Genomic DNA, 13,003 nt, shown 5'->3' with positions numbered 1-13,003 from the left:
CACTTTTGCCGTTTGTGCAGGGGGGTCGACGGTCGGCGACTAGATGATGTCCCCGAGCGCGTCCATCGTCCGGTCGACCTTCTCGATCCGGGCGTTGTGGCCCATGTGTCCCACCCGGATCACGTCCTCGGCGTGGCTCGCCAGTCCAGTGGCGATCGTTATGTCGTGGTCCTCCCGGAGCCGGCGCTGAATCACCTCGGCGCGACCCGGGACCGAAAACGCCGTAACTGTCGGCGAACTCCGCTCTGGGGCCGTCCGGTCCTCGCCTGCGTCGGGGTACAGTTCGAGGTCGAGTTCGGCCCCCCGCTTGCGGCAGTGTCGTGCTGCCTCCTCGTGGCGGCGATAAACCGACTCGATCCCCTCCTCGAGCAGAAGTTCGAGCGACGTCCGGAGCGCGACGACTTCCGTCGTCAGGTGGGTGTACGGGAACGCTTCGTCGGTGTCCCGCCAGGGGAGGAAGTTCGTGTACAGCGACCGATTTCCCCGCTCCTCCATGGCGTCCCAGGCGGCCTCGTTTATCGCCGCGGTCGTCAGGCCCGGTGGTGCGCTGAAACATTTCTGTGAGGCGCCCAGGCAGACGTCGATCTTCCCGGTGGGGACCGGCGTTCCCCCCAGCGAGGAGACGGCGTCGACGACGGTGAGCACGTCATGATCGGCGAGCAGATCGAGCGCGGGTTCGATCCGGTTGAGCGTCCCGGTCGGCGTCTCGCAGTGGACCATCGTGGCGACCTCGAAGGTATCCTCCTGGAGCCGGCGTTCGAGTTTTTCCATCGGGAGCGGTTCGGTGTCAGGCGCCGACACGAGCGTCGCATCTCCGCCGTAGCTCTCGACGAAATCGGCGAACCCGTCGCCGTACAGCCCGTTGGAGAGACAGAGTACCCGGGTTCCGGGTTCCACCAGCGACGCGATCGATGCCTCCAGCCCGAGGATCCCCTCCCCGCCGGGGACGACGATCTGGTGATCGGTGTTCCTCGTCCCGTATACCATCGACAACTGTTCGGTCAGTTCGCGATAGATCTCCCGGAACTCCGGATCCACGTTCGGGTTTATCAGTTCGCCCCCCATCGCCTCCCTGACCGGTTTCGGGACCTCCGTGGGCCCCGGTGTCATGAGCATACGGGCGGATTCGTCGGCGGCGGCTTAAATACTGGGCGTGAGGATCGACGGCTTCAGGATGGGGGCGAAAGGAAAAGGCGGTATGAGCGAACCACGGGTCGCGGTCGCCGCGCGGGCCGCACGGGCCGGTGCGACGCTGGCCCACGAGCGGTTCCGAACCGGGATCGACGTCGAGAACAAAACCGGGAAGACGAACGTCGTCACCGCCGCCGACCGGGACGCACAGGCGGCAGTGGCCGAGGCGATCCGGGAGAAGTTTCCGGAAGACGTGATCGTCGGCGAGGAAGGCGACGCCGAGAAGGAGGTTCCCGACGAGGGGGCCGCCTGGATCGTCGATCCGATCGACGGGACGAACAACTACGTCCGCGACATCCCGTTTTGGGTTACCGCGGTCGCGGCAGTGGTCGACGGGGAACCGGTCGCCACGGCCATCGACGCGCCAGCGCTGGGGGAGTCGTACCTCGCCGACGACCGGACGGCGGTCGCCATCGAGGGACCGATCGACGCGGATCTCGTCGCCGAGACAGCCGACTCCGGGAGCCTCGTGGGCCTGCCTGGAGCAAACCGGATGGAAACGAGCGACCGGACCGACCCCGAAACGTGTGCGGTCGCGCCGACCGTGTGGTGGGGCTTCGACCGACGCGACGAGTACGCCCGCGCCTGCGAGGGGATCGTCACCCGGTTTGCCGACCTCCGGCGCGTCGGCTGTGCCCAGCTCGAGCTCGCGATGCTCGCGACCGGCGCGCTCGACGGCGTGATCACGAACGTCCAGTGCAACCCGTGGGATTCCGTCGCCGGCGTCCATCTGGTCCGCACGGCCGACGGGCGGGTGACCGATCTCGACGGCGAGCCGTGGCGATACGACTCCCGCGGCCTCGTGGCCTCGAACGGTGGCGTCCACGAGGACGTGCTCGAGGCCGCCCGAACGATCGATCCGTAGCCACGTGGAGTGTCACCACGTCGGCGTGCGCGCAATCCCTGCCGGGCCGATGGTTTTTAACCCCCCGGAACCCCTCCCAAGCGGTATGAACGAACGAGAGTCCTCCGGCGAGCGGTTCGCCGGCGAAAAGGATCCGTCGCTGCCCAGCAGCGACGTGACGACGGGGGCCGAACGCGCGCCCCACCGGTCGATGTTCAGGGCGATGGGATTCGACGACGAGGACCTCTCCTCGCCGATGGTCGGGGTCGCGAACCCGGCTGCGGACATCACGCCGTGTAACGTCCACCTCGAGGACGTCGCCGACGCCGCGATCGACGGGATCGACGACGACGGCGGGATGCCTATCGAGTTCGGGACGATCACCATCTCCGACGCCATCTCGATGGGCACAGAGGGGATGAAAGCCTCGCTGATCTCCCGGGAGGTGATCGCCGACTCCGTCGAACTCGTGGCGTTCGGCGAGCGCATGGACGCGTTGGTCACGATCGGCGGCTGTGACAAGAACCTCCCCGGGATGATGATGGCCGCGATCCGGTCGAACCTCCCGTCGGTGTTCCTGTACGGCGGATCGATCATGCCGGGCCAACACGAGGGACGGGACGTCACCATCGTGCAGGTGTTCGAGGGGGTGGGCGCGTACGCCGAGGGATCGATGGAGGCCGAGGAACTCGATGAACTGGAGCGCAACGCCTGTCCCGGTGCGGGATCGTGTGGCGGGATGTTCACTGCGAACACGATGGCGTCGATCTCGGAGGCGCTCGGGATGGCACCCCTGGGGTCGGCGTCGGCGCCCGCGGAGGATCCCGAACGGTACGAGGTCGCCGAGCGCGCGGGAGAACTCGCACTGGAGTGCGTCGAGGAGGACCGCCGGCCCTCCGACATCCTCTCGCGAAAGTCCTTCGAGAACGCGATCGCGCTCCAGACGGCGATCGGCGGATCGACCAACGGCGTCTTGCACCTGCTTGCACTCGCGGCCGAAGCCGACGTCGACCTCTCGATCGAGGAGTTCGACGAGATCTCGAGGCGCACGCCCAAGATCGCCGACCTCCAGCCCGGCGGCGCCCACGTGATGAACGACCTCCACGAGGTGGGCGGCGTGCCGATCGTGATCCGCCGGCTGCTCGAGGCAGATCTGTTCCACGGCGACGCCGAGACCGTCACCGGGCGGACGATCGAAGCGGAACTCGAAACCCTGGATCTCCCGGACGACGACGAGATCGACGCGGAGTTCCTCTACACCGTCGACGAGCCGAAACAGCCCGAGGGCGCGATCAAGATCCTCACGGGGAACCTCTCTCCCGACGGCGCGGTGCTGAAGGCGACCGGCAACGACACCTTTCATCACGTCGGTCCCGCACGGATCTTCGAACACGAGGAGGACGCGATGGCGTACGTCCAGGACGGGGACGTCGAATCCGGCGACGTGATCGTAATCCGCAACGAGGGACCGAAAGGCGGCCCGGGGATGCGGGAGATGCTTGGGGTCACCGCCGCGGTCGTGGGTGCCGGTCACGAGGACGACGTCGCGCTGCTTACGGACGGCCGGTTCTCCGGCGGGACCCGGGGACCGATGATCGGCCACGTTGCCCCCGAGGCAGCCGTCGGCGGCCCGATCGGGCTGCTCGAGGAGGGCGACGAGGTCACCGTCGACGTGCCGAACAGGGAGCTGTCCGTGGCACTCTCGAAGGAGGAACTCGAACGCCGTCGCGAAGGGTGGGAGGAGCCGGACCCCCCTTACGATGGCGGCGTTCTCGCGAAGTTCGCCCGCGACTTCGGCTCGGCGGCCGACGGGGCCGTCACCAATCCGGCTTTAAAGCGGGACTGATACGGGCTATTCTGGCAGCGCGACCTCGACGTCCCCGGGGTCCTCGCCGGGGGCAAGCGACAGCGGTTCGATCGCTCGCAGCCGCATCACCGACGCCTGGGAGTCGAGCCCGGGCGCCACCACCCGGGGTGCGCCGTCGTCCCGTTCGTCGACGCAGTCGAACCCGACGATCCCGTCCAGCACCTCGAGCACCGGGACGCACCGAGTGTAGCCGTCGACGCCGATCAGGGCCACGTGCGTCGTCTCCGGCGACGGGTCGGCCGCATCCAGCACGTCGGCGACGGGCACCCCTTCCCAGACCCCTTCGATGAGCGTCCCGGAGTGGCACCGCGTCGAGAAGTCGACCTGCTGCCACTCGAACCGCTCTCTCGCACTCGCCCGATCGAGGGAGTAGTCGTCGTGCCCACCGATCCGTATCCGCTCGGGCTCGGGGTGCGTCTCCGCGGGAGAGTACGACTCCCGCGGTTCGCCGTCGATCGTCTCCTCGTCGATCGGCGCAGTATCGTCGACGAGTTGGGGATTGGTCTGCACGGGAAGCTCCTCCATTCGATAGTAGACGAGCTATCCCCATGAGCGTCGTTGCACAGTATAAAGCCGCTTTTGTCCTCCCGGGGAGCCAGTCCAGTCCCGCGCGGTCTGCCACTGGCGGGTGTCACCGACCGAGTTCGGCATGCGCAGACGAGAGATGTCTGGAGGCCAGCGCCGCGAGAAGCGAGAGTTCACCGGCGAGCGCCCCGACGGCGATTGCTTCTGCCAGGGCGTCGGCGTTCGTTCCCGGCGGATCGCCGCCACCCGCGACGCCGAGCAGTGACAGCGCCTCAGACTGGGTGGGAAGCTTCGTCCCGCCGCCGACGGTGCCGACCTCGAGGCTCGCAAGCGACACCGATACGTAGAGATCGGCGTCCCCCGGGTCCCCGCGGGTCCGCGCTGTCGTGATCGCGTTGGCCCCCTCGACGACCTGGGCTTCGTCCTGGCCGGTCGCGAGAAACATCGACGCGACCACGTTCGCGACGTGGGCGTTGAACCCCAGGCTTCCGGCCTTCGCGGAGCCGACGAGGTTCTTTCGGGTGTTGATCTCCGCGATCGCCTCCGGCGTCGTGTGGAGCCGCGACTCGACGACGTCTCTGGGAATGATCGCGTCTGCTGTCACCGTCCGCCCACGCCCCTCGATGGCGTTTACCGCCGCGGGCTTTTTGTCCGTACAGAGGTTGCCCGACAGCGCGACCAGCGAGGCACCCGTCTCCGATTCGATCAGGTCACACGCCTCCCCGGTCGCGATCGTCGCCATGTTCATCCCCATCGCGTCCTTCGTGTCGTAGCGGAACCGGAGGTAGACGTTGTCGCCGACGACGTACGGCGTGACGTCGAGCAGTTCGCCGTGGCTGGTCGTGGATTCGGCCGCGTCTGCGAGTTCGTCGACGTTGTCGCGAACCCACTCCGCGAGCGCCTCCGCTTCGACGACATCCTCGACTTTGAACACCGGTGCGCGGGTCATTCCCGACTTCGTGACGCGGGCCGATGCCCCGCCGGCGGCGTCGAGCACCGAACAGCCCCGGTTGACCGAGGCCACGAGTGCCCCTTCGGTCGTCGCGAGCGGGAGGTACCGCTCGTCGTCGAGGGCCCCACCGCGGATCCGGACGGGGCCGGCCACGCCGATCGGTACCTGGACGGCGCCGAGCATGTTCTCGACGTTGGGTCCGGCCGCTTCGGCCGGGAACCCGTAGGAACCGATCGTTTCGAGGTCGGCACCGGACTGTTCGGAGACGAGCAGCCGGCGGGCGGCTGTCGCCACGTCGGCGTCGGCGTGTTCCTCGAGTTCGTGGAGCCGGAGCTCCCCCTCCCGGACGCTGTCGGCGAGGTCGTCGACATCGACGTCGGTCATATCCGTGTGGTGGCGACCCGGGGAGATAAGAACTGTCGGTTTGAGCTTGAAGGACGGACGCTCCAGGCGCAAGTTGTTACTCACCCTCCGGTTGCGGCAATACTGTGCCTTGCGTCAATAGTGATAGGCACCGGAACCGGATCTCTTCCCGAACGATCGATGTGCTCCCGGTATCTCCCGTCAGTCGCAAGCCAGCTTCGACACCTCGCAAGCGAGGGGCGGGGCCCGATCCTGCTTGCCATCGCGGCCGGCTGGGGTCTCACGATCGGGACGCGAACGATCTATCCGGTGTTATTGCCGGACCTCCGTGTGGCCTACGGCCTGGATCTCGCCACCGCGGGGGCGTTGTTGACGGTGCTTTTCGCCGCCTACGCGCTCGGCCAGCTTCCCGGCGGGCTGTTTGCAGACCGGATCGGCGAACGGAAGACGCTCGTCGCAAGCATGGTCCTTTCGGGCGGCTCGGTCGTGTTGATCGTCGTCGCCGGGTCCCCGATTGCGCTGTTTCTGGCGACCGCCGCGTTCGGGTTCGGCGTCGGGTTCTATGCGATCGCCCGTTTTACGGCGATCGCGAAGGTGTATCCCGACGGCTACGGCACCGCGATCGGGATCACGAACGTCGCCCCGGAGATCGGGCAGGCGGCGTTACCCCCCATCGCGGGCGTGATCGCGGTTGCGCTGGGATGGCAGTTCGGCTTCGGTGTGGCGATCCCCGCGTTCGTCCTCGTCGCGATCGCGCTGTGGGTGACGGTTCCGGTCGAGTCAGACGACACCGGGAGTGCAGTCGACACGGTCTCGGTTGCGACCGCGCGATACGTCGCCGGTGAACTCAAAAACCCCCCGGTTCTACTCGCCACCCTGGTGTTGATCGTCGGGTTTTCGATCTGGCAGGCGTTCACCGGCTTCTATCCGACGTATCTCATCGAGCAGAAAGGCGTCTCGCCCGTCATCGCCAGCCTGCTATTCGGGCTGTATTTCGTCTCGACTGCGATTATTCACCCGGTTTCTGGAATGATCTACGACCGGCTCAACGTCCGGTACACGGCGGTCCCGATCGTCGCGTCCGTCCTCGCCCTGGCGGCGTTGCCGTTTGTCGACCACCTGTGGCTTCTGGTCGCCATCTCGATCCTCCTTGGGACACTACTCTCGTTCGAAACTGCCACCGAGTCATATCTCGTCGGCGCACTTCCCGAGGACGTCGAGGGGACAGGATTCGGAATCTTGCGCACGCTGGTGTTCGCGGCCGGTGCGGCGAGCCCCATCGCGTTCGGCGCAGCCGCAGACCGCGGATTCTTCGATGAAACCTTCCTGGTACTTGCCGTCCTCACCGTTGTGCTGATCGTGTTATCGAGCCGGCTCCCACTGATCGACAATTGAATGGGAAACCGAACCGCCCAGATCAGTACAGTAATTCGTCGTCGTTTTCGATCATGTACAGCGACCGCGCCGCGACGTTGACGCAGTGGTCGCCGACGCGTTCGAGGTCCCGAATCGTAAGCAGGAGCCGCGATACTTCGTTCATGAGCCCCTCGAGTTCCTCTTCGTCCTCGAACCGCTCCTGCTGGATGAGTTCGCGGACGACCGCCTCGCTCGCCTCCTCGCACAGCTGGTCGAGGTCGTCGTCCATCGCGGCGACGTCGTAACACGCCTCCGTGTCCTCGTTCGCGTACGCCTCCATCGCCGTATCCAGCATCGTGAGAGTATTCGCGCCGATCTGCTGGGCGTCGACGTCGGGGAAGACGCTTCGATTGGCCTGCTTTGCGTACTCTCCGAGATTGGTCGCGAGATCAGCGATCCGTTCGAGGTCGGTGATGATCTTGAACGAGGCGGCGATGAAGCGCAGGTCGCCGGCGACGGGCTGCTGGAGCGCGATCAGGTCGATGCAGTCTTTCTCCAGTTCCAGATACAGCTGGTTCACCTCGTGATCTCGGGTGATCACTTCCTCTCCCAGTTCGGCGTCCTGCTGTTCGAGCGCGTCGAGTCCCATCTGTAACCGCTCGGTGACCACCTCGCTCATGAACAGCACGTCCTCCCTGAGCTGGGTCAATTTCTCCTGGTAATCCGTGCGTGGCATGTCGTTGTTCCCTGTGACGTCGGCTCGTTTCAAAAGGCTATCTCCGCTCGCCCGTGTCGGCCCGTGGAGGCGCCTCGGGGTGAAGTCCACGGTGGATCATCCGAACTTGCCAGTGATGTAATCCTCCACCCGCTGGTGTTCGGGGTTCGAGAAGATGCGGTCGGTGTCTCCGAATTCCACGAGTCGGCCGCCGGTCAGAAACACCGCCGTCTTGTCGGAGATGCGGGCCGCCTGCTGCATGTTGTGCGTGACGACGATCACGGTGTAATCCTCCGCGAGCTCGGTGATGAGATCTTCCACCTTCGAGGTGGCGATTGGATCCAGCGCCGAGGCCGGCTCGTCCATCAACACCACTTCCGGATCGGGGGCGATCGCCCGGGCGATACAGAGCCGCTGTTGTTGCCCCCCAGAGAGATCCAGCCCCGAGGAACCGAGCTGGTCTTTCACCTCGTTCCACAGCGCCGCCCGGCGGAGCGACTCCTCGACGCGGGCGTCGAGGTCGCCGTCGAACCCCTGGATCTTCAGCCCGTAGGCGACGTTGTCGTAGATCGACTTCGGGAACGGGTTCGGCTTCTGAAACACCATCCCGATCCGGCGGCGCAGCGCCACCGGGTCGACGTCGTCGTCGTAGACGTTCTTGCCTTTAAATAACACCTCGCCCTCGATACGGGCGACGTCGATCAGGTCGTTCATCCGGTTCAAACACCGGAGGAACGTCGATTTTCCGCACCCCGATGGACCGATGATCGCGGTTACCTGCTTTTCGGGGAGCCGGACCGAGGTCGGATACAGCGCACGTTCCTCGCCGTAAAACACCTCCAGGTCGCGCGTCTCGATCGCGGTGTGGGCCTCCGGTGTCGATTCGATGCTCGGTTCGAGATCGTCGTCGATCCGCCCCTGACTCGCAGGCGATCCTTCCTGACTCGCTGTCTGTGATTCCTGACTCATTGTCTCTCGTACCTGTTTCTGATGTATATCGCCGTCGCGTTCATCCCCAAAAGCACCGCGAGCAACACGACGATCCCGGCGGCGGCGACGTGTTGGAAATCCGCCTGCGGGAGCCGGGCCCAGTCGAAAATCTGCATCGGCATCGCCGCGAACGGCCCGAGGAAGTCCGGCACCGGCAGCCCGAGCGGACCGTCCCGGACCGGCGCGACGAACATCGACGTCGCGGCGCCGACCATCAAGATCGGGGCGGTCTCCCCGATCGCTCGCGACAGCGCCAGGATCGTCCCGGTCATGATCCCGGGCATGGACGCCGGCAACACGATGTCGCGGATCACCTCCCAGTCTGTCGCCCCCACGCCGTAGGCGGCGCGTCGCTGGGAATCGGGCACCGCCCGGATCGCCTCCTGGGCAGAAACGATCACGATCGGGAGGATGAGAAGTGTGAGGGTGAGCGCCCCCGCGAGAAGGCTCGATCCGAGACCCGCCGCCCGGACGAACAGCGCCAGACCGAGGAGGCCGTACACGATCGAGGGGACGCCGGCGAGGTTGGCGATGTTCGCCTCGATAAAACTCGTGAGCCAGGAGTCGGCAGCGTACTCCTCGAGGTAGATCGCGGCGCCGACGCCCAGAAACAGCGTGAAGACGGCGGTGAGAACGATCAACAGGATCGACCCGATCAACGCCGGATAGATCCCCGCACCCCGTCCGCCGGGCAGGTAGTTCTCGACGAACCGCGAGGGTGGATACGAGAGAAACTCCCAGGTGACCCACCCCCACGATTCATAAAGCACGTCGGCGACGAGCGCGACGAGCGCGACGATCCCCACGAGCGTCGAGGCGAGACAGATAGCGACGAAGACCTGCCCGATCAGCCGCTTTCGGTGGACGTCGTCGGCGATCCCCGCAAACGGGTCAGCCGGTTCGGTGCTCGGTTCTTCACTCATTGGTACTCCTCCCGGAAGCGGGATTTGACCCAGAGGCTGAGCAGGTTCATCGAAAGCGTCATCGCAAACAGGGTGATGCCGACCGCAAACAGCGACTGATAGCCGATCGAACCGACCGACACGTCGCTGATCCCGACCTGCACCATGTAAGCGGTCATCGTCTGGATCGGTTCGAGTGGATTGAACGTGACGTTCGGATGCATCCCCGCCGCGAGCGTGACTGCCATCGTCTCGCCGATGGCCCGCGAGATCGCGAGGATGTACGCCGCAGTGATCCCCGAGACCGACGCCGGGATCACCACGTCGGTGGACACCTCGTATTTGGTCGCTCCGAGCCCGTAGGCCGCCTGACGGAGCTCGTCTGGGACCGCCGACATCGCGTCCTCGGAAAGCGACGAGACCATCGGGATCACCATGACGCCGACGACGATCGCGCCGGCGGCCGCGTTGAACGTCCCCGTCTCGGGGAAAAAGCGCTGGAGCAGCGGCGTGATGAACGACAGCGCGAAGAAGCCGTATACGATCGTCGGAATTCCCGCGAGTACCTCCAGCGTGGGTTTGACGACCTTGCGGACGCGTCTGTCGGCGTATTCGGCGAGGTACACCGCCGTCGCCGTTCCCACCGGGATCGCGATGACCGCGCTGCCGACCACGATGAGCATCGTCCCCCAGATCAGCGGCAACACGCCGTACGACCGGGGGCGGATGATCGGTGACCAGTCGGCGGTCGTGAAGAACTCCACGATCGACACCTCCCTGAAGAAGGCGACGGCACCCTCGACGAGGACGACGATGATCCCGGCAGTCGTCAACACGGTAACTGCGGCGCAGGCGAAGAAGACGTACCGGATCAGCCGGTTTTTCGTTCCGTCTATTCCGGAACCGGCGCGTGTGAGGTCGACGCTACTCATATCGGGCGAGCACCTCCTCGAGTCGGTCGCGTGCCTCCCGGACCGATTCGTCGGTCGTCGCGAAGTAGCCGACCTTCCGTGCGGCCCACTGCGTCCACGTGAGCTGTTCGCCGGGTTCGACGTCGCTGCGGTCCGCGCGCTCGTCGATCGGGGAGAAATAAAACCGGGCGTACTCTCTGACCTGCTCCTTTTCGAAGGAGTTCACGTTGAAGTAGACGTACATCGCCCGCGTCAACGGCTGGTAGGTCCCGGTCTCGATCGTCTCCCTGGTCGGGGTGACACAGCCGTCGCCGTCGTCGATGTCGACGAGTTTCAGGTCCTCCTTGTTCTCCTCGTAGTAGCCCAGTCCGCCCCAGCCGAGGGCGTTCTCGCTTCCGCGAACCCCGCGAACGATCACGTTGGTGTCGGCGCTGGCGGAGTAGTCCGACCGGATCGCGCCGATCTCGTCGTTGATCGCTTTCGTGAACGAGTCGAACGTTCCCGAGGCCGGGTCGCGGCCGTAAAGCTCCAGTTCGCCATCGTGACCCGCTTCGGCCCACTCCTCGCGAATGTCTCCCCACGTTTCGACATCGGAGCCGGGTTCCCAGATCCGTCGCAACTCCTCGGTGGTGAGACAGTCACACCAGTGGTTGTCGGGATGCACCCAGATCGCGATCCCGTCCAGGGCCGCCTCGAACTCGACGTAGTCGACGCCGGCCTGCCCGCACTGCTCTACCTCGCTGAGCTGTCCTTCGGGGACGTCTTCCGGCCCGAGGATCGGTCGGCTGGCGTTCTGGACGTCCGTGGCGCCCTCACAGAACAGCTGAAATCCGGCCCCGGTTCCGGATCCACGAACCGGGATCCGGACCCGATTGTTCCGCCACTGGAACTCCTCGGCGACGGCGGCGCCGTGAGGCAACAACGTGTTGCTGCCGTCGACGACGATCTGTCCTTCGAGGTGGCTCGGTTCTCCACGAACGAGACAGCCCGCGAGTCCGGAGACCGACAGGGCTGCGGTGGAGGCGCCCACTGCCGAAAGGAACCGCCGACGAGACGATCTCGACGGACTGACGTCCGATCCGTCGTCAGTGTTCGACCGTTCGTTCCCCCCTGCAGGGGGTTTCCGTTCCATCGGTTTCGGGTCCGCGAGGACGACCTAAATACTCTACTATAATAACTATATAGACCTATGTTTGGGACACGTTACCTCTATTTTCGGCCGGTCGACGTCCTGCGGAAATCCGGCCGATACTGCCGGTGAACTGCGGCGGAGCGGTTGGCAGCCGAAACGGATCTGCGTCGACCAGGTATATATTTGGACAAATTTATATATACACGGTCGGGATCTACCGATATGGAGACCCGGAAGGTTCAGGTCACCGGGGGGTCGACGTACACGGTTTCGATTCCCAAGTCCTGGGCGACCGCAAACGACGTCGGGGCCGGAAGCGAAGTGGAGTTCTATCCGGAGGGCGACGCGCTGTTTCTCACGCCGAAAACCGAGGAGGAACGGACGGAGGGGACGCTGGACGTGACCGACCTGACCGGCGAGGAGCTCGTGCGGGCGGTCACGGCGATGTACGTGAGCGGGTTCGACGACATCGTCCTCGAGAGCAGCCGGATCACGACCGGACAGCGCCGCACGATCCGGGAGGCGGTCCAGAGCCTCGTCGGCCTCGAGGTGTTCGAGGAGACGAAAGAGACGGTCGTGATCCGTGACCTGCTCGACTCCTCGGAGCTTTCGATCCACAACGCCGTGACCCGGATGCGGTTGATCGCGCTGTCGATGCTGGAAGACGCCCTCGCCGCGCTCGAGGAACTCGACGACGACCTCTCTCGGGACGTGATCGAGCGCGACGACGACCTCGACCGGCTCTGGCTCGTGGTCTCGCGGATCTTCAGGGCGACGCTGCGGACCCCGAAGGCCGCAGAGAAGCTGGGGCTCCCCCGGGAGGTCTGTTTCGACTACCAATCCAGCGCCAGACAGCTCGAACGCATCGGCGATCACGCTACCAAGATCGCCCACCTTACCCTGGAGCTGGAACAACCCGTCCCGGAGGAGATACTCGAGGCGCTCGAGGAACTCCGCGAGGAGGTCGCCCAGGTGATCGACGACGCGATGGACGCGCTGTTTTCGGAGGACAGAGACGTCGCGACACGGGTCGCAAACGACGCGCGGAAATCCGTCCAGCGGATCGACGAGGACGCCCGCCGGATCGACTCGTATCTGCGGAACCTCGATCCCGCGAGGGCGCAGCTGCTCGGCCTCATCGTCGACTCCGTCTCCCGGTGTGGGGACTACGGCGGCAACATCGCCGAAACCGCACTCCAGAAGGCGGCACCCTCGCCGTGAGCGACTCCACTGTCGCCCCCGACGACACGTCTGC

General features: G+C 65.5%; 12 protein-coding genes. 4 read left to right on the top strand and 8 right to left on the bottom strand.

All coding sequences use genetic code 11. The features are described 5' to 3' along the window. Positions 1–39 precede the first annotated feature (39 nt). Positions 40–1,116, bottom strand: a complete 1,077-nt coding sequence (locus AArcSl_RS13840) for a pyridoxal-phosphate-dependent aminotransferase family protein (RefSeq protein WP_119820494.1) — start codon at positions 1,114–1,116, stop codon at positions 40–42. Positions 1,117–1,198: 82 nt separating this feature from the next. Between AArcSl_RS13840 and AArcSl_RS13835 the strand changes: the two genes are divergently transcribed. Together AArcSl_RS13835 and ilvD are read left to right on the top strand one after the other, a co-directional pair. Next, positions 1,199–2,056, top strand: a complete 858-nt coding sequence (locus AArcSl_RS13835) for an inositol monophosphatase family protein (protein WP_119822011.1) — start codon at positions 1,199–1,201, stop codon at positions 2,054–2,056. Positions 2,057–2,141: 85 nt separating this feature from the next. Further along, positions 2,142–3,881 (top strand): dihydroxy-acid dehydratase, encoded by a 1,740-nt coding sequence (gene ilvD / locus AArcSl_RS13830; protein WP_119820491.1) that lies wholly within the window; start codon positions 2,142–2,144, stop codon positions 3,879–3,881. A gap of 6 nt (positions 3,882–3,887) precedes the next feature. On the opposite strand, the gene AArcSl_RS13825 is transcribed toward ilvD, so the two are convergent. Both AArcSl_RS13825 and hmgA read right to left on the bottom strand, forming a co-directional pair. Continuing rightward, positions 3,888–4,412 carry a molybdopterin-dependent oxidoreductase gene (locus AArcSl_RS13825; RefSeq protein ID WP_161945970.1) on the bottom strand — a complete coding sequence of 175 codons (525 nt, stop codon included), beginning with the start codon at positions 4,410–4,412 and terminating at the stop codon, positions 3,888–3,890. Positions 4,413–4,533: 121 nt separating this feature from the next. Beyond that, positions 4,534–5,763 (bottom strand): hydroxymethylglutaryl-CoA reductase (NADPH), encoded by a 1,230-nt coding sequence (gene hmgA / locus AArcSl_RS13820; protein ID WP_119820485.1) that lies wholly within the window; start codon positions 5,761–5,763, stop codon positions 4,534–4,536. Between the two features lie 120 nt (positions 5,764–5,883). Between hmgA and AArcSl_RS13815 the strand changes: the two genes are divergently transcribed. Then, positions 5,884–7,137: an MFS transporter gene (locus tag AArcSl_RS13815; RefSeq protein WP_217563457.1), complete on the top strand. Its 1,254-nt coding sequence runs from the start codon at positions 5,884–5,886 to the stop codon at positions 7,135–7,137. A 22-nt stretch (positions 7,138–7,159) separates the two neighbouring features. Here the strand turns inward: AArcSl_RS13815 and phoU are convergent, their stop codons facing one another. The 5 genes from phoU to AArcSl_RS13790 all read right to left on the bottom strand — a co-directional run bounded on the left by phoU (position 7,160) and on the right by AArcSl_RS13790 (position 11,748). After that, positions 7,160–7,834, bottom strand: a complete 675-nt coding sequence (gene phoU, locus AArcSl_RS13810; RefSeq protein ID WP_119820483.1) for a phosphate signaling complex protein PhoU — start codon at positions 7,832–7,834, stop codon at positions 7,160–7,162. Positions 7,835–7,930: 96 nt separating this feature from the next. Then, positions 7,931–8,782, bottom strand: coding sequence for a phosphate ABC transporter ATP-binding protein PstB (gene pstB / locus AArcSl_RS13805; RefSeq protein WP_119820480.1), 852 nt, complete (start codon positions 8,780–8,782; stop codon positions 7,931–7,933). Continuing rightward, a complete protein-coding gene (gene pstA, locus AArcSl_RS13800) occupies positions 8,779–9,726 on the bottom strand; it encodes a phosphate ABC transporter permease PstA (protein ID WP_119820477.1) in 948 nt (315 codons plus the stop codon). Before pstA ends, pstB begins: the two co-directional genes overlap by 4 nt. After that, positions 9,723–10,637, bottom strand: coding sequence for a phosphate ABC transporter permease subunit PstC (pstC, locus tag AArcSl_RS13795; protein ID WP_119820474.1), 915 nt, complete (start codon positions 10,635–10,637; stop codon positions 9,723–9,725). Before pstC ends, pstA begins: the two co-directional genes overlap by 4 nt. Then, positions 10,630–11,748: a PstS family phosphate ABC transporter substrate-binding protein gene (locus AArcSl_RS13790; protein WP_119820471.1), complete on the bottom strand. Its 1,119-nt coding sequence runs from the start codon at positions 11,746–11,748 to the stop codon at positions 10,630–10,632. Before AArcSl_RS13790 ends, pstC begins: the two co-directional genes overlap by 8 nt. 222 nt (positions 11,749–11,970) lie before the next feature. Between AArcSl_RS13790 and AArcSl_RS13785 the strand changes: the two genes are divergently transcribed. Continuing rightward, positions 11,971–12,969, top strand: coding sequence for a phosphate signaling complex PhoU family protein (locus AArcSl_RS13785; protein WP_119820468.1), 999 nt, complete (start codon positions 11,971–11,973; stop codon positions 12,967–12,969). Positions 12,970–13,003 lie beyond the last annotated feature (34 nt).

The sequence above is a fragment of the Halalkaliarchaeum desulfuricum genome, from assembly GCF_002952775.1.
GTDB classification, from domain to species: Archaea; Halobacteriota; Halobacteria; order Halobacteriales; family Haloferacaceae; genus Halalkaliarchaeum; species Halalkaliarchaeum desulfuricum.
This window is presented reverse-complemented; position numbering and strand designations above follow the sequence as displayed.

What these genes read in the sequence shown, in the direction of transcription:
- AArcSl_RS13840 (WP_119820494.1), bottom strand. Translation starts at nt 1,116, where the DNA reads ATGCTCATGACACCGGGGCCCACGGAGGTCCCGAAACCGGTCAGGGAG.
- AArcSl_RS13835 (WP_119822011.1), top strand. Translation starts at nt 1,199, where the DNA reads ATGAGCGAACCACGGGTCGCGGTCGCCGCGCGGGCCGCACGGGCCGGT.
- ilvD (WP_119820491.1), top strand. Translation starts at nt 2,142, where the DNA reads ATGAACGAACGAGAGTCCTCCGGCGAGCGGTTCGCCGGCGAAAAGGAT.
- hmgA (WP_119820485.1), bottom strand. Translation starts at nt 5,763, where the DNA reads ATGACCGACGTCGATGTCGACGACCTCGCCGACAGCGTCCGGGAGGGG.
- phoU (WP_119820483.1), bottom strand. Translation starts at nt 7,834, where the DNA reads ATGCCACGCACGGATTACCAGGAGAAATTGACCCAGCTCAGGGAGGAC.
- pstB (WP_119820480.1), bottom strand. Translation starts at nt 8,782, where the DNA reads ATGAGTCAGGAATCACAGACAGCGAGTCAGGAAGGATCGCCTGCGAGT.
- pstA (WP_119820477.1), bottom strand. Translation starts at nt 9,726, where the DNA reads ATGAGTGAAGAACCGAGCACCGAACCGGCTGACCCGTTTGCGGGGATC.
- pstC (WP_119820474.1), bottom strand. Translation starts at nt 10,637, where the DNA reads ATGAGTAGCGTCGACCTCACACGCGCCGGTTCCGGAATAGACGGAACG.
- AArcSl_RS13790 (WP_119820471.1), bottom strand. Translation starts at nt 11,748, where the DNA reads ATGGAACGGAAACCCCCTGCAGGGGGGAACGAACGGTCGAACACTGAC.
- AArcSl_RS13785 (WP_119820468.1), top strand. Translation starts at nt 11,971, where the DNA reads ATGGAGACCCGGAAGGTTCAGGTCACCGGGGGGTCGACGTACACGGTT.